General features: G+C 61.9%; 22 protein-coding genes. 17 read left to right on the top strand and 5 right to left on the bottom strand.

The window, feature by feature from the left end:
* Window positions 1-132: 132 nt before the first annotated feature.
* The 6 genes from K3762_RS14860 (at window position 133) to K3762_RS14835 (ending at window position 5855) form a co-directional block, all read left to right on the top strand.
* Complete coding sequence (locus tag K3762_RS14860; protein WP_120351781.1) at window positions 133-804, top strand: response regulator transcription factor; 672 nt, start codon at window positions 133-135, stop codon at window positions 802-804.
* Window positions 801-2150 carry a HAMP domain-containing sensor histidine kinase gene (locus tag K3762_RS14855; protein ID WP_260010282.1) on the top strand — a complete coding sequence of 450 codons (1350 nt, stop codon included), beginning with the start codon at window positions 801-803 and terminating at the stop codon, window positions 2148-2150. Before K3762_RS14860 ends, K3762_RS14855 begins: the two co-directional genes overlap by 4 nt.
* Window positions 2151-2238: 88 nt before the next feature.
* Window positions 2239-3687, top strand: a complete 1449-nt coding sequence (locus tag K3762_RS14850) for a cytochrome ubiquinol oxidase subunit I (protein ID WP_132444233.1) — start codon at window positions 2239-2241, stop codon at window positions 3685-3687.
* Between the two features lies 1 nt (window position 3688).
* Window positions 3689-4696: a cytochrome d ubiquinol oxidase subunit II gene (cydB, locus tag K3762_RS14845; protein ID WP_067629754.1), complete on the top strand. Its 1008-nt coding sequence runs from the start codon at window positions 3689-3691 to the stop codon at window positions 4694-4696.
* Window positions 4696-4806 carry a DUF2474 family protein gene (locus K3762_RS14840; protein WP_082849496.1) on the top strand — a complete coding sequence of 37 codons (111 nt, stop codon included), beginning with the start codon at window positions 4696-4698 and terminating at the stop codon, window positions 4804-4806. Before cydB ends, K3762_RS14840 begins: the two co-directional genes overlap by 1 nt.
* Before the next feature lie 83 nt (window positions 4807-4889).
* A complete protein-coding gene (locus tag K3762_RS14835; protein ID WP_132444234.1) occupies window positions 4890-5855 on the top strand; it encodes an NADPH:quinone oxidoreductase family protein in 966 nt (321 codons plus the stop codon).
* Here K3762_RS14835 and K3762_RS14830 read toward each other — a convergent pair.
* Window positions 5852-6832, bottom strand: coding sequence for a DMT family transporter (locus K3762_RS14830; RefSeq protein WP_260010276.1), 981 nt, complete (start codon window positions 6830-6832; stop codon window positions 5852-5854). The two genes, K3762_RS14835 and K3762_RS14830, sit on opposite strands and share 4 nt — an antisense overlap.
* A 103-nt stretch (window positions 6833-6935) precedes the next feature.
* Here K3762_RS14830 and K3762_RS14825 point away from each other — a divergent pair, with 103 nt between their 5' ends.
* The 10 genes from K3762_RS14825 to K3762_RS14780 all read left to right on the top strand — a co-directional run bounded on the left by K3762_RS14825 (window position 6936) and on the right by K3762_RS14780 (window position 15575).
* Window positions 6936-7457, top strand: a complete 522-nt coding sequence (locus tag K3762_RS14825) for a CoxG family protein (RefSeq protein ID WP_260010274.1) — start codon at window positions 6936-6938, stop codon at window positions 7455-7457.
* Window positions 7458-7520: 63 nt separating this feature from the next.
* Window positions 7521-8450: an ABC transporter ATP-binding protein gene (locus K3762_RS14820; protein ID WP_260010272.1), complete on the top strand. Its 930-nt coding sequence runs from the start codon at window positions 7521-7523 to the stop codon at window positions 8448-8450.
* Window positions 8447-9208: an ABC transporter permease gene (locus K3762_RS14815; RefSeq protein ID WP_067629772.1), complete on the top strand. Its 762-nt coding sequence runs from the start codon at window positions 8447-8449 to the stop codon at window positions 9206-9208. The genes K3762_RS14820 and K3762_RS14815 overlap by 4 nt, the downstream gene beginning before the upstream one ends.
* A gap of 60 nt (window positions 9209-9268) precedes the next feature.
* On the top strand, window positions 9269-10066 hold the full coding sequence (locus K3762_RS14810) for a S49 family peptidase (RefSeq protein WP_260010269.1): 798 nt from the start codon (window positions 9269-9271) through the stop codon (window positions 10064-10066).
* A gap of 167 nt (window positions 10067-10233) precedes the next feature.
* On the top strand, window positions 10234-11193 hold the full coding sequence (locus tag K3762_RS14805) for a calcium/sodium antiporter (protein ID WP_260010267.1): 960 nt from the start codon (window positions 10234-10236) through the stop codon (window positions 11191-11193).
* A gap of 12 nt (window positions 11194-11205) precedes the next feature.
* Complete coding sequence (locus tag K3762_RS14800; RefSeq protein WP_120351773.1) at window positions 11206-11985, top strand: SDR family oxidoreductase; 780 nt, start codon at window positions 11206-11208, stop codon at window positions 11983-11985.
* 285 nt (window positions 11986-12270) lie between these two features.
* Window positions 12271-14139: an excinuclease ABC subunit UvrC gene (gene uvrC / locus K3762_RS14795; RefSeq protein WP_067628891.1), complete on the top strand. Its 1869-nt coding sequence runs from the start codon at window positions 12271-12273 to the stop codon at window positions 14137-14139.
* Window positions 14140-14217: 78 nt separating this feature from the next.
* Window positions 14218-14883, top strand: coding sequence for a CDP-diacylglycerol--glycerol-3-phosphate 3-phosphatidyltransferase (pgsA, locus tag K3762_RS14790; protein WP_132444239.1), 666 nt, complete (start codon window positions 14218-14220; stop codon window positions 14881-14883).
* Complete coding sequence (gene moaD, locus K3762_RS14785; protein WP_132444240.1) at window positions 14880-15128, top strand: molybdopterin converting factor subunit 1; 249 nt, start codon at window positions 14880-14882, stop codon at window positions 15126-15128. Before pgsA ends, moaD begins: the two co-directional genes overlap by 4 nt.
* A gap of 3 nt (window positions 15129-15131) precedes the next feature.
* Window positions 15132-15575 (top strand): molybdenum cofactor biosynthesis protein MoaE, encoded by a 444-nt coding sequence (locus tag K3762_RS14780; protein ID WP_132444241.1) that lies wholly within the window; start codon window positions 15132-15134, stop codon window positions 15573-15575.
* A gap of 9 nt (window positions 15576-15584) precedes the next feature.
* On the opposite strand, the gene K3762_RS14775 is transcribed toward K3762_RS14780, so the two are convergent.
* From K3762_RS14775 to ubiA, 4 genes are read right to left on the bottom strand one after another with little or no spacing between them, the layout of a single operon-like run.
* Entirely contained in the window at window positions 15585-15980 is a 396-nt protein-coding gene (locus tag K3762_RS14775) for a VOC family protein (protein ID WP_132444242.1), read from the bottom strand.
* A 24-nt stretch (window positions 15981-16004) separates the two neighbouring features.
* On the bottom strand, window positions 16005-16328 hold the full coding sequence (locus K3762_RS14770; RefSeq protein ID WP_007118939.1) for a hypothetical protein: 324 nt from the start codon (window positions 16326-16328) through the stop codon (window positions 16005-16007).
* On the bottom strand, window positions 16315-18240 hold the full coding sequence (locus tag K3762_RS14765; RefSeq protein WP_120351767.1) for an OmpA family protein: 1926 nt from the start codon (window positions 18238-18240) through the stop codon (window positions 16315-16317). Before K3762_RS14765 ends, K3762_RS14770 begins: the two co-directional genes overlap by 14 nt.
* Before the next feature lie 59 nt (window positions 18241-18299).
* On the bottom strand, window positions 18300-19274 hold the full coding sequence (ubiA, locus tag K3762_RS14760; RefSeq protein WP_120351766.1) for a 4-hydroxybenzoate octaprenyltransferase: 975 nt from the start codon (window positions 19272-19274) through the stop codon (window positions 18300-18302).
* Window positions 19275-19286: 12 nt separating this feature from the next.
* Here ubiA and K3762_RS14755 point away from each other — a divergent pair, with 12 nt between their 5' ends.
* Window positions 19287-20006, top strand: coding sequence for a 16S rRNA (uracil(1498)-N(3))-methyltransferase (locus K3762_RS14755; protein ID WP_259946114.1), 720 nt, complete (start codon window positions 19287-19289; stop codon window positions 20004-20006).
* Window positions 20007-20012: the final 6 nt, after the last annotated feature.

Genomic DNA, 20012 nt, shown 5'->3' with positions numbered 1-20012 from the left:
CTGGACCCCTATTTGGGGCGCAGGTTTTACAGCCCCGTCGCAGGGGCTATACAAATTTGTGAGAATGCAGGCCGCAGGATGCGTGGGCCGCGGATTTGCCCTAAACCTTTGGTGATCCTACATGAGACTGCGATGAAACTGCTTGTTGTCGAAGACGATACCACCACCAGCACCTATATCGCGCGCGGCCTGCGCGAAGAGGGGCATGCGGTGGATGTGGTGGCCGATGGCCGCGACGGGTTGGTGCAGGCCACCACCGGGCAATATGACGTGCTGATCCTCGACCGAATGCTGCCGGAACTTGATGGGCTGACCCTCCTGAAAACCCTGCGCGGGGCAGGCAATGCCACACCGGTGTTGCTGCTCACGGCAATGGGCGCGGTCGAAGACCGGATCGACGGGCTGAACGCCGGGGCGGATGATTATCTGGTCAAACCCTTTGCCTTTGGCGAACTGTCGGCACGGGTGAACGCACTGGCGCGTCGTCCGCAGGCGTTGGAGCAGGAGACCACCCTGCGCGCCGGGGATCTGACGATGGACCTCATCAGCCGCCGGGTGACGCGGGCCGGGCAGGACATCGACTTGCTGCCGCGCGAATTTGCGTTGTTGGAGCATCTGATGCGCCGCAAAGGCCGGGTGCAGACGCGCACCATGCTGCTAGAGGCCGTCTGGGATATCTCTTTTGATCCGATGACCAATGTGGTCGAAACCCACATCAGCCGGTTGCGCGCCAAAGTGGACCGGCCCTTTCACACCGAGTTGATCCAAACCGTGCGCGGCGCGGGCTATAGGATCGACGCATGAGGGCGCGGCTGGCGGGGCTCTGGCGGTCGATGCCGCTGCGTCTGGCGCTTTTGCTGGTGCTTTTGTTCACCATCGTCAGCCTTTTAAGTCTCGCGGCAAGCTATGCGGTCACGCAGCGGTCGTTCGAGCAGGCCATCCGCGCCGATCTGGCGCAGGACATGGCAGGCTTTCGCGCCGCCCCGGGCGCCTCGGCATTGGCGCGGCTGGTCGAGGCGGAATCGCGTGAGACTGATCCCAACCGTCTGATCCTCAGCTATATCGGCCCGAATGGGCGTATCTACGGCAACGGGGCCATCGCGCGGGACAACGAGGGCTATCACATCGTCTCAATCGGCGCGGCGCGGGCGCAGTATACCGGGGTTTATCTGACCCTGACCGACACGCTTTATGGCGGGCTTTTGACCATCGCGCGCAGCCGGGCCGAGATCACGGCCCTGCGTGAGGTTTTCGTCAACATTCTGTTGGTCAGCCTTCTGCCCACGGTGCTGATTGCGCTCTCGGGCGGGCTGATCCTTGCCCGACGCTCTAAACGTCATGTTGAGGTGATCCGCGCCACGCTGGACCGGCTCACTGCGGGCGATCTGGCAGCAAGGGTCGCGCCGGGGGCACGCTGGTCGGATGACCTGCTGCGCATCGGAGAGGCGGTGAACCAGATGGCTCGGGCGCAGGAAACCTCCGTGGCGGCGTTGCGGCAGGTGTCACTGGATATCGCGCATGATCTGAAGACGCCGATACAGCGTGTCTCGGTGCATCTGGACGATCTGGATCGGGCCGAGGCCACGGGCGAGGACCGCGCCGAGCCGCTGGCCCGCGCCCGCGCCGAGTTGGACGGTATCGCGGCCATTTTCCAATCCCTGCTGCAATTGGCGCAGGTAGAGCAGGGCGACGCCCGCGCCCATTTCGCCCCCGTCGATCTGGCCGCGCTTTGCCGCACCATGATCGAGCTTTATGAGCCCGCAGCGGGGGAGCAGGGCAAACGTCTGCTCTGCGATCTGCCGGAGACATCGACCCATGTCACCGGCGACCGGGCGCTGTTGGGCCAACTGCTGGCCAATCTGATCGAGAACGCTCTGCGCCATTCCGGCGATGCCGAAGCGGTAGAGATATCGTTGAACCAGACGGCAGGACAGGTCGTGCTCACTTTAGCGGACAGCGGCCCCGGCATTCCGGCGGCGGACTGCGACAAAGTGCTGCAGCGGCTCTACCGGCTTGACCGCAGCCGGGGCACGCCGGGCCATGGGCTGGGGCTGGCGCTGGTCGATGGGGTGGCGAAACTGCATGGGGCAAGGCTGGAACTGATCGACAACGCGCCGGGGCTGCGCGTCGTGATAACCTTCGACAGTTAGCGCGCGCAAAGGACTGCGGCAATTTAGCCTGTGCCTCTCCCTCCCCCCGGTCCTATATAGGTCAGGAAACAACACGCGAGGGCTTCTCATGCTCGACGGTTACACCGCCGAAATCCTAGCGCGGGTGCAGTTTGCATTCACGGTTTCGTTTCACATCATCTTCCCGGCTTTCTCGATCGGGTTGGCGAGTTTTCTGGCCGTGCTGAACGCGCTTTGGCTGTGGAAACGCGAAGAAACCTATCTGAAGCTCTTTAACTATTGGAAGAAAATCTTTGCCGTGGCCTTTGGCATGGGGGTCGTCTCGGGCATCGTCATGTCCTACCAGATCGGCACAAACTGGTCGGTGTTTTCCGACAAGGCAGGGCCGGTTGTCGGGCCGCTGATGGCCTATGAAGTCCTCTCGGCTTTCTTCCTCGAAGCCGGGTTCCTTGGCATCATGCTCTTTGGCCGCAAAAGGGTCGGCGACGGGCTGCATATGTTTGCCACAGCGCTGGTGGCACTGGGCACGCTGGCCTCGGCGACATGGATCCTGTCGGTCAACAGCTGGATGCAAACCCCTGCGGGCTTTGGCATCAACGACGTCGGTCAATTCGTGCCCGAGGACTGGTGGGCGATCGTCTTTAACCCCTCTTTCCCCTACCGGTTGGTGCATATGGTGCTGGCGGCCTATCTGACCACGGCGCTGGTCGTGGGCGCGGTCGGCGGTTTGCACTTGCTGCGCGATCACGCCGACCGGGCCGCGCGGCGGATGTTCTCGATGGCGATGTGGATGCTTCTGTTGGTCACGCCGCTACAGATTTTTGCGGGCGACATGCACGGCCTCAACACGCTGGAGCATCAGCCCGCCAAGGTCATGGCGATGGAGGGGCATTACGACAGCCATCCAGATGGCGCGCCGTTGATCCTTTTCGGCATCCCGAACCCTGAGGAAAAGCGCATTGATTACGCGGTCGAGATCCCCAAGCTGTCTTCCCTGATCCTCAAGCATGATCTGAACGCGCCGCTGCCGGGGCTGGACACAATCCCGGACGAGGATGAGCCGCCCGTGGCAATTGTTTTCTGGTCTTTCCGCATCATGATCGCACTAGGTTTTGCGATGCTGGGGCTGGGTCTTTGGGCCGCACTCGCGCGGCTGCGGGGGCGGCTCTACGACGCGCCGCTGTTGCACCGGTTGGCGCTGCTGATGGGGCCGACCGGCTTTGTGGCGGTGCTGGCGGGCTGGATCACGACCGAGGTCGGGCGGCAGCCCTTCACGGTTTACGGGCTGCTGCGAACCTCTGAAAGCCTTGCACCGATTGAGGCACCTGCCGTGGCGACCTCGCTGATCGCTTTCATCGTGGTGTACTTTTTCGTCTTTGGCGCGGGCACGTGGTATATCGTGGCGATGATGCGCAAACCGGTTGTGGATCATGTGCTGGAAGACGAACGCGACGCGGCGCAGGATGACGCCGCGCAGGATGACGGGCCGATCCTTGCTGTCGGCGAAGAGGCGGCGGTCAGAGACAAAGCGGTCAAAAACAAGCGCGGGGATAGCTGAGATGTTTGGACTGGAACTTTCGTTCATCTGGGCCGGGATCATCGCCGGTGCCGTGCTGATCTATGTCGTCCTCGACGGGTTCGATCTGGGGGTTGGGCTGCTCTTTCCGATGACCAAGGACGAGGGCGAGCGCAACGTGATGATGAACTCGGTCGCCCCCATCTGGGACGGCAACGAGACTTGGCTGGTGCTGGGCGGCGGTGGGCTTTTTGCGGTCTTTCCACTGGCCTATGCGGTTGTCATGCCAGCGCTTTACATGCCGATCATCCTGATGCTGCTGGGGCTGATCTTTCGCGGCGTGGCGTTCGAGTACCGTTGGCGCACCAAACGTTGGAAGCCCCTGTGGGACATGGCGTTTTTCGGCGGCTCGCTGGTGGCCTCCTTCTGTCAGGGCATCGCCCTTGGCGCGCTGGTGCAGGGGATCGAGATCGAAGGCCGCGCCTATGCGGGCGGCTGGTGGGATTGGCTCACGCCTTTCTCGATCCTGACCGGGGTGGCGGTGACCGTGGGCTATGCTCTGCTGGGGGCCACGTGGCTCAACATGAAGCTTGAGGGCCGCATTCAGGCCCACATGCGCCGCCTCGCCTGGCCGCTGGCGGTGGCGACTTTGGTCTTCATGGGGATGGTCAGCCTTTGGACGCCGTTCACCGATGCCGTCTATTTCGAGCGGTGGTTCGCGTGGCCCACGGCGCTGTTCAGCGGCTTGGTGCCGCTTTTGGTGGCGCTTGCGGCCTTTGGGATGCTGCGCGGCTTGCAACGCAAGGCGGACATTCAGCCGTTCCTCTGTGCGCAGGCGCTGTTCGTGTTGGGCTTCATCGGCATCGGGATCAGCTTTTACCCGCATATGGTGCCGCCAAGCCTGACCATCGCCGATGCCGCCGCCCCCGATGAAAGCCTGATGTTCGCGCTGGTCGGCACGCTGGTGCTGCTGCCGCTGATCCTCAGCTACACGGCCTATGCCTATTGGGTGTTCCGCGGCAAGATCGACCCCGAGGAGGGCTATCACTGATGGGAAAATGGCTGAAACGCAGCGGCTGGTTCGTGGCGCTTTGGCTGGCCAGCGTCGCCTTGCTGGCGGTGGTGGCCTATGGCATCCGGCTGGTGATCATGCCCGGCTGACGCAGCGGCGCGTGCCTCGGGCCTTGCCAAGTGCGGCGGCATCTGGCCTCTTCAATCCCAAAGCAGCACGAAAGGACAGCCCGATGCGCGCCATGCAAGTCACCGCCTATGACGAACCGCTCACCTTGCAAGAGCTTGAGATGCCGATGCCGGCGCAGGGCGAGGTGCTGATCCAAGTCGATACCTGCGGGCTGAACTTTGGGGACCTGCTGATCATCAAAGGCACCTATCAGGAAAAACCGCCGCTGCCATTTACCTTGGGGATGGAGATGGCGGGCACGATCACCGCTTTGGGCGCGGGGGTCGATCACCTGAAAGTCGGGCAGCGCGTGGCGGCCTATACCGGATTTGACGGGCTGGCCGAATATGCGGCCATTCCCGCCGCGGTCTGCGTGCCGATCCCCGAAGAGATGACCGCCGTGGATGCGGCAGCTTTCCTCATCGCTTACGGCACCAGCCATGTCGCGTTGGACTATAAGGCGCGGTTGCAACCGGGTGAGCGGCTGTTGGTCTTGGGTGCCTCGGGCGGCATTGGCCTGACGGCGGTGGAACTGGGCAAGCTGATGGGGGCCGAGGTGATCGCCGTGGCACGCGGCGCGGATAAACTCGCAGTCTGCAAAGAGGCCGGGGCCGACCATCTGATCAATTCCGAGACCGACGACATCCGCGCGATCGTCAAGGAATTGGGCGGCGCCGATGTGGTCTATGACCCCGTGGGCGGCGATCAGTTCAAAGCCGCCATGCGCGCCTGCAACCCCGAAGCGCGGCTGATCCCGCTAGGTTTTGCCAGCGGTGAGGTGCCGCAGATCCCGGCGAATATCCTGCTGGTCAAGAACCTGAGCGTGTTGGGCTTTTACTGGGGCGGCTATGCCAAGATTAAGCCCTCGGTGCTGACCGACAGTTTCGCTGAGCTGATCGAATGGTATGTCGCCGGCAAGCTCAAGCCCCATGTCAGCAACGTCATGCCGCTAGAGCAGGCCAACGAAGCGCTGGCCCTGCTGCGCGACCGCAAGGCAACGGGCAAGGTGGTGGTCGAGGTGGCCCGCTAGGCCCGCCGCCCGCCCTGCAAACGTGTTACGCGCAGCGCCTTTTGGCGCTCGCGCAGGTAAACGAAAAGGCCAGAGGCGAGGATCAGCGCGATCCCGACCCAGACCTCCCAAACCGGGAGGTCACCGAAGACCACGAAACCCCAGAACACCGCCAGCGGCAGGCCGATATATTCGAACGGTGCCACGGTGGCGGCGTCGCCCAGCCGGTAGGCTTGGCTTAGGCAATAGCCGATCAGCGCGATGTTGAGGCCGATGCCGAGGAAGGTGAGGTAATCCTCTCGTGCGGGCCAAATCCATGCGCGCAGCAGGAATTGCAGCGAGGGGTTGCTGCCTTCATCCACGAAACGTCCATCGCCCGCGATCAGGAAAAACCCCAGCGACACGGCGACAAAAGCGGCTTGGATATAGACCATCAGGGCCGAAGCTTTGGAGTTCACGCCGAGCTTGCGGGTCATAAGCTGGTTCAATGCATAGGTCAGCGCTGCCAGCACCGGCAGCAGCAGAACCCAGCGGGAAACTTCGAGCGTCGCCGTAGAAGCCCAAGGGCGCATCATAATGACCACACCAATGAACCCCACGATCACCGCGCCAAGGCGCAGCGGGCCGACTTTTTCGCCCAAGACCGGGATCGACAGCAGCGTGATGAACAGGGGTGCGGCAAAGAACAGGGCCGTCGCTTCGGCCAACGGCAGGACCGAAAGCGCCAGAAAGAACGACATGTTCGAGATCACGATCAGCAGCCCACGCAGCAGGTGCAGCCCCGGCTGCCGCGTCTTGAGCAGGTGAAACCCGCCTTCAAGTTTGACCAGCAACAGCCCCAACACGATCCCGATGGCCGAGCGGGTGAAAACGATCTGATGCAGCGGATAGCCGCCCGACAGGCGTTTGATCAGCATGTCATTGACCGAAATCGCGGCCACGCCGAGAAGGATCAGCCCGATCGCCAGACCGGCGCGGTTATGGGGAGTGGTTGTCATGGCAAAGACCTACCAGCCCGGCGGGAAAGGTCCAGCGCTTTGACATTGGTTTGCGCAGAATTACCCGCTAGGCTGGGCGCATCGCTTTAAGGGAGAGCCAGCCATGCAGATGTCCGACACCCGCCAGATCGCCGCCACCCCGGCCGAGGTCTATGCAGCCCTTCTGGACCCTGAGATGCTGCAAACCTGCGTGCCCGGCGCCCAAGACGTGACCGGCTCGGTCGAAGACGGCTATGACGCCACGGTGGTGCAAAAGGTCGGCCCGGTGAAGGCGACCTTTAAGGGCCATGTGAAACTTTCTGATCTGGTGCCGAACGAAGCACTGATAATCACGGGCGAGGGCAAAGGCGGCGCTGCCGGTTTCGCCAAGGGCGGCGCGGAAGTGCGGCTTGCCGAAAAGGACGGCGGCACCGAGTTGAGCTATGATGTGGAGGCCAAGGTTGGCGGCAAACTGGCGCAGCTTGGCAGCCGGATCATCGACGGTTTTGCCAAGAAAATGGCGGATCAGTTCTTCGACAATCTGCAGTCTTCGCTCGAAGGCACGCCGGAAAAGGGCGCTGAGCCCGAAACCCCCGGCGAAGACGCCCCCGCCAAAAAGGGCTGGTTCGGCCGCGCCAAGACTTGAACGCATCTGTTCACCCAGCCCAAAGCCCGTTAGGTTGCCCGTCTTACCAAAGCGGAGACGACCATGCCGACAATCGTGGATATTCAGAACCTGCGTAAATCCTACGCGGGCGGTTTCGAGGCGCTTAAAGGGGTCAACCTACAGATCGAACAGGGCGAGATTCTCGCGCTCTTGGGCTCCAATGGGGCGGGCAAGACGACGCTGATCTCGACCATTTGCGGCATCACCACGGCGACCAGTGGCACAGTGACCGTTGGTGGCCACGACATTAAGGACGATTTCCGCGCTGCACGCACGATGATCGGGCTGGTCCCGCAAGAAATTAACCTTGAACCGTTTGAAAAGGTGCTGAACACCGTGCGCTTCTCGCGCGGGTTGTTTGGCCGTCCGGCGGATGAGGCGGTGCTGGAGAAAATCCTGCGTCAACTCTCGCTCTGGGACAAGAAAGACAGCCAGATCCGTGAGCTTTCGGGTGGGATGAAACGCCGCGTGCTGATCGCCAAGGCACTGTCGCATGACCCGCAGGTGCTGTTTTTGGACGAACCAACAGCGGGCGTCGACGTGGAGCTCCGTAAGGATATGTGGGAAATCGTGGCGGGGCTGAAAGCCTCGGGCGTGACGATCATCCTGACCACCCATTACATCGAAGAGGCCGAGGCAATTGCCGACCGTATCGGAGTCATCGCCAAAGGCGAGTTGCTGCTGGTCGAAGAGAAAGACGCGCTGATGGCGCGGATGGGTAAGAAACAACTCGAAGTGCAGCTCACTGAGCCGATTGCCGAAGTGCCGCTGGCGCTGCAATCACCGGATGTTGAACTGTCCGCCGATGGACGGTCTCTCATCTATACCTATGACACCAACGCCGAGCGGACCGGGATCACCAAGCTGCTGTCCAAAGTCGCCGAAAGCGGTTTGGTGCTGCAAGACGTGGCGACGCGGCAGAGCAGTCTGGAAGATATCTTTGTCGATCTGCTCAAGGAGGATGCGGCATGAACTGGACCGCGATCAAAGCCATCTACGCCTTTGAAATGGCGCGTTTCTTTCGCACCATCACACAAAGCATCATCTCGCCGGTGCTGTCGACGTCGCTTTACTTCGTCGTCTTCGGCGCAGCCATCGGCAGCCGTATCGAAGAGGTCGAGGGCGTGAGCTATGGCGCCTTTATCGTGCCGGGGCTGATCATGCTCAGCGTCATCACGCAGTCGATCTCAAACGCCTCTTTCGGCATCTATTTCCCGAAATTTATCGGCACGGTCTATGAACTGCTCTCGGCCCCGATCAACTTTTTCGAGATCGTCATCGGCTATGTCGGTGCGGCGGCCACCAAGGCGCTGTTCATCGGCACGATTATCTTGATCACGGCGTTTTTCTTTGTCGATATCACCATCCAGCATCCCATCGCCATGGTCGCTTTCCTGATCCTGACCTGCATCAGCTTCGCGCTTATGGGGTTCATCATCGGCATCTGGGCAGGGAATTTTGAGCAGTTGCAACTGGTGCCGCTCTTAATAGTCACGCCGCTGGTCTTCCTTGGCGGGTCCTTCTACTCAATCTCGATGCTGCCGCCGGTCTGGCAGGTGATCTCGCACTTCAACCCGGTGGTCTATCTGATCTCAGGCTTTCGTTGGGCGTTTTTCGGCTCTGCCGATGTGCCGATCCTGACCAGCCTTGCGGCAATCGCGCTGTTCACGGCGCTTTGCCTTGGCGTGATCTGGTGGATTTTCCGCACCGGCTGGCGTCTGCGGGCCTGAGGGCCGCGAAACTTCTGCGCCCGCCTTGTTTGCACCGGGTGGGCGTTCTACATGAGAAGAATGAGAATTCGGCTGCCCTTCCTAAAATCCCCGCCCAGCGTTTCCGTGATCCGGCTTGCCGGCATGATCGGCTCGCAGGGCCGTGCGGTGTTGAACGATGCCACGATGGGGCCGGTCATCGAAAAGGCCTTTGCTAAGGGCAAGCCTGCCGCTGTCGCGCTGGAGATTAACTCTCCCGGTGGGAGCCCGGTGCAATCCTCGTTGATCGGCGCGCGTATTCGGCGGCTGTCTGAGGAAAAGAACATTCCCGTCATCGCATTCGTCGAAGATGTCGCCGCGTCGGGCGGCTATTGGCTGGCTGCGGCGGCAGATGAGATTTACGCGGACCCAAGCTCGGTCGTGGGCTCCATCGGGGTGATCTCTGCCTCTTTCGGGGTGCATGAATTCATCCGCGAACACGGGGTTGAGCGGCGCGTCTATACGGCAGGGCAGAGCAAATCCATGCTCGACCCCTTCCGCCCGGAAGACCCCGAAGATGTCGCGCGGCTGAAAACGCTGCTCGAAGACATTCATGAGAACTTTATCGACCACGTAAAGACCCGCCGCGCGGGCAAGCTGCCCGAGGGGCAAGACCTCTTTACCGGGGAAATCTGGCTGGCGAAACGCGCCGCCGAACTGGGCTTGATCGACGGTGTCGGCCATCTGAAACCGCTTCTGAAAGAGCGCTTTGGTGACAAGGTGAAACTGCGCCGCTACGGTGTGAAACGCGGGCTGCTGTCACGCTTTGGCGTGCAGATGGTGCAGGACGCGGTGCAGGGCATAGAGGAACGCGCGGCCTATGCGCGGTTTGGTCTCTAGCCCATGGTTTTTAAGATCGTTTTGCTCTTTCTGGTGGCCATGGGCCTGCTCGCTTGGTTTGGAAAAATGCATTGGCTGGGGGGCAAACGCCTATCCCGGACCAAATGCCGTGACTGCGGACGTTACCGCATTGGCAAAGGCGATTGCGCCTGTAAGGGAGGGCGTTGATGCTGATGCCGTGGCTACTTTCGGGGCTTGGCCTCGTGATCCTGCTGTTTGCGGGGGATGCGTTGGTGAAAGGTGCGGTGAACCTGTCGCTGCGCCTTGGCGTGCCCGCGCTGATCGTCAGTTTGACGATCGTGGCCTTCGGCACCTCGGCACCGGAACTCCTGATTTCGGTCAAGGCGATCTTGGACGGGGTGCCGGGGCTGGCGCTTGGCAATGTGGTCGGGTCGAACACGGCTAACATCCTGATGGTGCTGGGCATTCCCGCTCTGTTGGCGACGATGCACACCTCTGAATGCAGCACGCGCAAGACCTATAATCAGATGATCGCGGCCTCGCTGCTCTTTATCGCGTTGGCCTTCCGCGGTGTGTTCGACTGGATCTCGGGGCTGATCCTGCTCTCCGGTCTGGCCTATATGCTCTACGACGCCTTCAGCGATGCCAAGGACCACCGCCGCGCCTGCCGCAGCGTGGAGGTTGAGGAAGAGGAAGAGCCCGAAGGCGCCGACCCCGACATGGCGGGCTGGCAGATTGCGCTGTTCCTGATCCTCGGGCTGATCGGCCTGCCCTTGGGCGCGAGCCTTTTGGTGGATAATGCGACGCTCATCGCCCAGACCTACGGTGTCAGCGACACGGTGATCGGCCTGACGCTGGTGGCGGTGGGCACGTCGCTCCCGGAACTGGCGACCACGGTGATGGCGGCGCTGCGCCGTCAGGCGGATGTGGCGCTTGGGAACGTCATTGGTTCGAACATGTTCAACCTGCTGGCAATTATCGGCATCGCAAGCCTTGTCGGCCCGATCTCGGTCGACGAAGCCTTCTTGCGGATCGACCTGTGGGTGATGCTGGGCGCGTCGCTACTGCTGATCCCCTTCGTCTATCTGGGGCGCGACATCACACGGCTTTGGGGTGTGGCGCTCAGCGCGCTTTACGGGCTTTATTTGTTAATCATCCTGATCTGAGGAGGGCGGCAGATGCGGCGGGCATTGGTGACCGGAGCCGGGCAACGTCTGGGCCGCGCCATGGCGCTCTATCTCGGGCAGCGGGGCTTTGACGTGGCGGTGCATTACGCCACCTCGCGTGCCGGGGCCGAGGCAACCGCCGCTGAAATCACGGCCATGGGCCGTCGCGCCGTGGCCCTGCAAGCCGACCTTTTGGACGATACCGCAGCCGGGGCGCTGTTGCCCCGCGCGGCAGAGGCGCTTAGCGGGCCGATCACCTGCCTGGTGAACAACGCCTCGATATTCGAGCAGGACGATATCGCGAGCGCCAGCCGTGAAAGCTGGGACCGCCATATGGGCAGCAACCTGCGGGCGCCCTTCGTGTTGACGCAGGCGATGGCGGGGCAGGGGCTGATGCCCAAGGTCGACGCCGGGGGCGAGCCGCGTGCGCGCGGTTTGATCGTCAATATGCTGGACCAGCGGGTGCGCAACCTGACGCCGGAATTCACCACCTATACGATCGCCAAGATGGGCCTTTGGGCAATGACGCGCACCACTGCGCAGGCGCTGGCCCCGGCGATCCGGGTCAATGGCATCGGTCCCGGCCCCACGTTGCAAGGCCCGCATCAAGACGCCGAAGACTTTGCCGCGCAGCGCCGCGGCACGGTTTTGGGCCGGGGGGCAAATCCAGAGGATATCACGGCGGCACTGGGCTATTTCATCGATTCGCCGGGCGTCACAGGGCAGCTTATCTGCACCGATGGCGGCGAACATTTGCAGTGGGATACAAGCCCTAAAAGCCCCCGAAACTGACGGCCATGCGGGAAGTTTTGCACCTCGTTAACCTATGTAACCAAAGTGTTACCGAAACCCTTTTGTTTTCAGGGGCTTGTTTCACGGCAAACAAAAAAATGAGCGAAATCAGTGCATTACGATCGTGCCTAAAAAACAGGCAAATCAGCGAACCATGTTAAAAACAAAGAGAAATCCAAGATGCCCAGAAGTTATCGGCAGAGTTATCCACATGTTTGGTGGACATGTTAAAGCTTGCCCCCATTGCCGTCCTATTGCAGCGAAGCACGAGAATCAGCGCCTGAGATGACCACGCCAAACGACAGCCCTCCGCCGCAAGGCCGCCAAGTGATTCAGGCCTATCTGAAGTCGCTCGATTCCTCGCCGGGCGTCTACCGGATGCTCGATGCGGAGAGCCGCGTGCTCTATGTTGGTAAGGCGCGGAACCTGCGCGCGCGGGTGTCGTCCTATGCGCGGCCGACGGGGCATTCGGGCCGCATTTCGCGGATGATTGCCAATACCGCTTCGATGATGTTTTTGACCACGAAGACGGAAACCGAGGCGCTGCTTCTTGAGCAGAACCTGATCAAGCAGCTCAAGCCCAAGTTCAACGTGCTGCTGCGCGACGACAAGAGCTTTCCCAACATCCTTGTCACCGCCGATCACGACTATCCGCAGATCAAGAAACACCGCGGCGCGAAGAAAGAGAAGGGCAGCTATTATGGGCCCTTCGCCAGCGCGGGCGCGGTGAACCGGACGCTCAACCAGTTGCAGCGGGTCTTCCTGTTGCGGGACTGTTCCAATGCGATGTTCGACAGCCGCACACGGCCCTGTCTGCAACACCAAATCAAACGCTGCTCGGCCCCCTGCGTCGGCAAGATCTCGGCCGAGGAATACCGCCAGACCGTCCGTGATGCGGAGCGGTTTCTGAGTGGCAAATCGACCGAGATTCAGGGCCGTCTGGCGCAGGATATGGCCGAGGCATCTGAGGCGATGGAGTTTGAACGCGCCGCCGCTCTGCGCGACCGGATCAAGGCGCTGACGCAGGTGCAAACGGCCCAAGGCATTAACCCGCAAGGGGTGAACGAGGCCGACATCATCGCGCTCCATATGGAGGGCGGACAGGCCTGCGTGCAGGTCTTCTTCATCCGTGCCAACCAGAACTGGGGCAATCGGGACTACTACCCCCGCGTCGGGGCCGATGTGGACGCCGCCGAAGTGCTGGAGGCTTTCATCGGCCAGTTCTACGACACCCGCGAGCCGCCGCGGCAGTTGATCCTGAGCAATGAGATCGAAAACCCCGATCTGATGGCCGAAGCGCTGAGTGGCAAGATTGGTCGCAAGGTGGAACTGTTGGTGCCACAGCGGGGCGAGAAGGCCGAACTGGTCGACGGTGCCCTGCGCAACGCGCGCGAAAGCCTAGCCCGCAAGATGGCCGAGACGGCGACCCAGACCAAGCTATTACAGGGACTGGCCGATGCCTTTGATCTGCCAAAACCGCCCGATCGGATAGAGGTTTACGACAACTCGCACATCCAAGGCACCAATGCGGTGGGCGCGATGATTGTCGCGGGCCCCGAAGGGATGATGAAAAACCAGTACCGCAAGTTCAACATCCGCGGCGATGACCTGACCCCCGGTGATGACTTTGGCATGATGAAAGAGGTGCTGCACCGCCGGTTTAAACGCCTGATTAAAGAAGACCCAGACCGAAGTCGTGGGCTTTGGCCCGATCTGTTGCTGATTGATGGGGGCGCCGGGCAGGTGAGCGCGGTGGCCTCGATTATGGCGCAGCATGGGGTGCAGGACATTCCGATGGTCGGCGTCGCCAAGGGCATTGATCGGGATGCGGGCAAGGAAGAGTTCCACCGTGTCGGCAAGCGCGTCATGGCGCTGCGGCACAATGATCCGGTGCTATATTTTGTGCAGCGGCTGCGTGACGAGGCGCACCGTTTCGCCATCGGCACCCACCGTGCGAAACGCGCCAAGGGGGTCAGTGCCACGCCGCTTGACGATGTGCCGGGCGTCGGGGCTGCGCGCAAGCGGGCGCTTTTGGCGCATTTCGGCTCGGCCAAGGCGGTGGGCCGCGCGAACCTTAGCGATCTTAAGGCCGTCGAAGGGGTGTCGGATGCGCTGGCAGAGACAATTTATGGCTACTTCCATGAAAAGGGTTAGGTATGCGTCCGCCGAAGGGCAGGCCGCTGGCGCGGTTTCGTCCTTTCAGCCGCGAACGGCGCAAGATAGGATAACGTCATGAAATGGAATTTGCCCAATATCCTGACCCTGCTCAGGCTGGTCGCGGCCCCCGGTGTGGCGGTCATGTTTCTCTATTTTACGCGCCCCTACGCCGACTGGTTCGCATTGGTGCTCTTCGTCGGGGCGGCGGTGACGGATTGGTTTGATGGCTATCTTGCCCGCGCTTGGGGGCAGGAAACCAAACTGGGCGCCATGCTCGACCCGATTGCCGACAAAGCGATGGTCGTGATCGCGCTGATGGTGATCGTGGCCTTCTCAAGCTGGTCGCCTTGGCTGGTGCTGCCCGCCACGCTGATCCTGTTTCGGGAAGTCTTTGTCTCGGGCCTGCGTGAATATCTGGGCGACGTTGCGGGCACTTTGAAGGTCACCCAACTGGCCAAGTGGAAGACGACCCTGCAGATGATCGCCATCGCCGTGCTGTTCTCGCAAGGTGTGTTCGAGCATTACCTCGGCATGAGTGTTTTCGGCATGGACCAGCAGATGATCGAAGCGATCCTTGATGGCGAGGTCGAAGATACTCTGGGGCTGGGTTGGAAACTCGCCGGGATGGAATGGGCCGGGCTGTTGGGGCTGGTCCTGCTGTGGATCGCCGCGGTGCTGACCGCCATCACCGGCTTTGACTACCTGCGCAAGGCGCTGCCACATCTGAAGGAGCCACGCTGATGGATGTTCTGTATTTCGCTTGGGTCCGAGAACGGATCGGCCTGCCCCGCGAGCGGGTGGAGAGCCAAGCCACCACAGTGGCCGAACTGATCGAAGAATTGCGCGGGCGCGAAGAGCGCTATGAAGTGGCGTTTTCTGACCTCTCCGCATTGCGCGTGGCCGTGGATCAGGAGTTGACCGACTTCGACGCCCCGCTGAATGGCGCGCGCGAAGTGGCCTTTTTCCCTCCGATGACCGGGGGCTGACCCATGCGCGTTTTGGTGCAGGAAGCGCCCTTTGATCTGGCCGAGGAAACCGCACGTTTCGCCAAGGGCGAGGGCGGCAGCGGTGCGATTGTGACCTTTACCGGCGTCGTGCGCGACAATGATGCAGGCACGCTGAGCGCGATGGAGATCGAACATTACCCGGGCATGACCGAAAAGGCGCTGCGCGAGATTGCGCAGCAGGCCGTTGCGCGGTTCGATCTGCAAGATGCGCTGGTGATCCACCGCCATGGGCGTCTGGTGCCGGGCGAACAGATCATGATGGTCGCCACGGCAGCGCGGCATCGCCGCAGCGCATTTGAGGCGGCGGAGTTCTTGATGGATTATCTCAAATCCCGCGCGCCGTTTTGGAAGCGCGAGATCACGGCTGAGGGTGAGGCTTGGGTCGCTGCAAAAGACGATGATGAGGCTGCGCTAGAGCGCTGGTAAGCCTCTGCTTCAGGCGAAGCGTCCGCCTTTTTCGATGACTTCGATCTGATAGCCGTCCGGATCCGCCACAAAGAAGAACTTCGCCACCGTTTCTCCGGCAGGGCGAAAATCGACGATGTCCCGCGGGGCGGCACCAGCCTTGAACGCGGTGTCGCGGGCGGCCTCAAGGTCTTCGACCACAAAGGCCAGATGGCCATAGCCGTCGCCCAGATCATAGGGCGTATCGCGGTCCTTGTTGACTGTCAGCTCCAGCTCGAAATCGCCCGAGGCGTCGCGCAGGTAGATCAGGGTGAAGCTGTCAAAATCCAAACGGTCCGCAATCTTCAGCCCGAAAACGTCTTCGTAGAATTTCACCGATGCCGTCTCATTGAAGACGCGGATCATGGAATGGGCGAGTTTGGCCATGGGAGCCTCCGGAAGGGCGTGGGGCTAGGCTTTCTGACGCTCGATATAGGCGCGCATCTCTTCGGCCTCGTGGCGGGCATCGCGCAGGCCGTCCATCGCGGCGCGCAGCTCTGCCTCGGTCTGGGCAAGCTGGTTGGTCAGTTCGGCTTCGCGCTGCTGCAGATAGGTGATCGCCTGATCGCGGGTTTCCTCGGCCTCGTGAAGCTCTTGGCTCATCCGGTCAAGCTGGGCCACATCATCGGCGGCCACACGGGTGAAGCGGTTCAGCAGCCAGTTGGCGAACCATCCCATGCAGAAGGCCACGAAAAGAATGATGGCTGTTGCCAGGACAAACTCAGTTCTGCTCATCACCGCTGCCTTCTTCGGTTTCGTCGGATTCCCCGATCTCTTCTGCCGTGGTATCGCCCGTTTCTTCAGCAGATTCCAGCGCTGTTTCGTCTTCGGGCGTCTCAGCCTCGGGTTGGATCAGGCGGAATTCGATGCGGCGGTTGGCTTCGCGGCCATCCTCGGTCTTGTTGTCGGCGATGGGGTTTTCTTCGCCGTAGCCCTTGGCAAGGAAGGACGAGGTCAGCACCCGGCGGGCGCGCAATTCGTTCAGAACCGATTCCGCGCGGCTTTGCGACAGCGACAGGTTCATCGATTCGCGGCCTTGGCTGTCGGTGTAGCCCTGAATTTCCAGCGGGATGTCACCGCAGCGTTTCAGCACCTCGGCGATATCATCCATCGTACCCAAAGCGGCCGCGTCGATCGTGGCGCTGCCCGGCTCGAAGGTGATCTTGCCGATTTTCAGGATTTCGCGAATCTCGGCTTCGCATTCTTCGGGTGTGGGCAGACCCGCGATGGGGTCGAGCTTTTCTTGATAGGTGATGTCGATGCTGTAATCCGCACCTTCGCCCAGCTTGTCAGCCAAGAGTGAGGCAACGGTGGTGTTCGCATCCTTGTTGCCGGTGTTGCCCATCACCTCAAGCCGGTCGGGCGTGACGTTGACAGAGCCGTTGGCCAGCGAGGCCATGGCCTCTAGCCCGGTCAGGACCCGGGTGGCCCAATCGTCCGGCAGGGTCTCGTCTAGACGTGCGGCGGTATAGACATTGGCCGATCCGAAATGCGATTTTGCGTAGCTGTCCGCCAGATCGCGTAACCCCTCGGTCGAGAGCCGTCCGCGCAGTTGCACCTGCCCCTCGGGAGAGAGGGTGGCGGTGAATTCGGGCGGGCCTGCGTCGGGGTCTTCGACTTTCGGCAGTTTCGCGGTCAGGGCGAAAACATCCGGAAGGGCGTTTTCCAACTCGCCCACAACGCGGTCGAAGGTGTTGGAATCGGTGCCGGGCGCAGCCAGCAATGTAATGTCTGCATCCGCGAAAGAAATGGCGCCTTGGCCCACGCGGCTCAGCGCTTCGATGGCCAGCGCCACGGCGCGGCCCCAGTTCGGGCTGGGCACACCCAGACCGATGGTGCAATCAGCACTTTCTGACGCGCCGGCGGCGATGCCCGCTTTCAGGATGCGGTTGGCGGCGGCTTCGGTATCGGCAGAGCAAGCATCGAAACGCGCGCCTTCGGCGTCGATCTCAAACCGCAGGGTAAAGGGGGTGATCACCGGGCGGGGTGCTGCAATGTCGAGCCGCAGCCGCAGGCTGGGCGGGGCCGCGCGCTGCAGTTTACGCTCCATCTGGGCCTTGGCGGCGGCGCTGTCGGCGATGGCGGTAATCGTCACGCGCCCCGCATCGACCGAGGCTTTGGCGCGGGGCAGGTCCGCCATGGCACGCACCGCAAAGTTCAGCGCGTCTTCCCAGCCTTCGGGGGCTGGATAGTCGGCAGCTTCCAACAGGTCAGTCACCGTGGCGTCACCCGCCATGTCATCAAAGGCGTCGATCACCGCCTCGCGGTCGGTGCTGGTGGGGATCAGGCCAATGATCGAGATGCCCGCATCATTGCGCAGAACCTCGGCAGAGAAACGCGGCGGGGCGATGCCGGATTGGGCCTCGACCTCCATCTCGTCGATCACGCGGGCGGCGTCGACCACGGTGCCTGCGGTCGACAGGGCGCGGAAACGCACGGCCTCGGTCGGGGCGATCCCGGCGAGGGTGACTTGCAGACCATCGGCCTGCACCTCGGCCCATGTCATGCCCTGATCGTCCAGCGCGTCACGCACACCGATTTCAGAAGTATCCTCGATCAACTGCACCGAAAAGCTTGCCGCCACGAGAGAGACCACCCCTGCGGCTGCAAAGGTCAGGGCGATCATGAAAATGGCGGAGAGGCGCATGGGCGGCCTTCTGGTTGTTAAGCTCAAGACTTGATACGCGCGTCCTGCCGGGGGTGCAATCAGGCCAGAAGACTTGCTGCGAAAAACAACAGCGGGATCATGCCGGTATCGCGGTTGGCGCGAAAGAGCTGCAAAAGCTTGGCGTTGTCCTTGGTGTCCAGCCCGCGCAATTGCCACGCCATATGCCACCCCATGGCCCAAGGCCCGCCAAGCGCAATCGCCAGCGCCAGCACCGAGGCCTCTGGCAGACCGGCATAGATCACGGCGATCCCCATCAAACCGACAGTCGCCATGAGGAAGCGCCGCAGCCATTTGCCCGAATTCTCGCCAAAAAGCCGGGCGGTGGATTTGACGCCGATCAGCGCATCATCTTCGGCATCCTGATGGGCATAGATCGTGTCATAGAACAGAGTCCAAGCGATCCCGGCGAGGTAGAGTACGATCGCAGGAGCGTGCAGTGTGCCAGCGTGCGCCGTCCACGCCAGCATCGCCCCCCAGTTAAAGGCGAGCCCCAGAAAGACCTGCGGCCACCATGTGAACCGTTTGGCGAAGGGATAGACAGCCACCGGCAGCAGCGCCAGCACGCCCATGGCAATGGCCGCTTGGTTAAAGGAAAGCAGGATCAGCAGCGCCAGCAGCATTTGCCCCACCATCCACGCCAGCGCCTGTTTCACCGTGACCGCCCCCGAAGGGATCGGCCGCGAGCGGGTGCGCGCGACCTTGCCGTCGATGTTGCGGTCGGTGATGTCGTTCCACGTACAGCCCGCCCCACGCATCAGGAAAGCGCCGATGCCGCAGCCCGCGAAAATCCACAGATCCTCCCACCGGGGCGCCTGATCGAAAAGGATCGCAAGGCTCAGCCCCCACCAGCAGGGCAGCAGCAACAGCCATGTGCCAATGGGCCGATCCGCGCGGCTCAGCCGCAGGTAGGGGCGCAGTCCGGCAGGGGCGTAACGGTCGACCCAATTGTCGGTCACAGCATCGGCAACAGGCGCATCGGGCGTAGCATCTGGCGAAGGCGGCTGGTTGTGCATATATCTGGCCCCATGAATGCGAAAATCAGATTGTATGTAGATCAGCCCTTGGGGCAGGGGCAAACGGTTCCTTTGGCGCGCGAGCAAGCGCATTACCTCTTTGGGGTGATGCGCCTGTCGGTCGGGGCCGGGGTGCTTTTGTTCAACGGGCGCGATGGCGAATGGCTGGCCGAGGTCGCCGAGGCGGGCAAGCGCGGCGGGGTTCTGACCTGCGTCGAGCAGAGCAAACCTTTGCAGATGCCGCCTGACCTGTGGCTGCTTTTCGCGCCGATCAAAAAGACCCGCACCGACTTTATTGTTGAAAAAGCCGCCGAGATGGGCGCGTCGCGCATTGTCCCGGTGATGACTGAATTTACCAACGCAGGCCGCGTGCAGCAGCCGCGCCTTCAGGCCCATGCGGTCGAGGCGGCAGAGCAATGCGGCGGCACCTATGTGCCCGAGGTGGCCGAGGCGGTGAAGCTAGGACGGCTGCTGGATCAATGGGACAGCAACCGTCAGATCATGTTCTGCGATGAGGCTTTGGCTGGCGAGAGCGGCGCGCTTCCCACGGGTGCAGGCGGGCCATGGGCCATTCTCATCGGCCCCGAAGGTGGTTTTTCGGAAGGAGAACGCAAGCGCTTGCACGGGTTTGATCATGCCCACGCCGTCACACTGGGGCCGCGCATCCTGCGGGCCGATACGGCGGCGGTGGCGGCGATGACGATGTGGCAGCAGGCTTTGGGAGACTGGTGATGCAAA

The sequence above is a fragment of the Sulfitobacter sp. W074 genome (assembly GCF_025142275.1).
GTDB classification, from domain to species: domain Bacteria; phylum Pseudomonadota; class Alphaproteobacteria; order Rhodobacterales; family Rhodobacteraceae; genus Sulfitobacter; species Sulfitobacter profundi.
The sequence above is the reverse complement of the archived record's forward strand: the minus strand, read 5'-3'. Positions and strand labels throughout refer to the sequence as shown.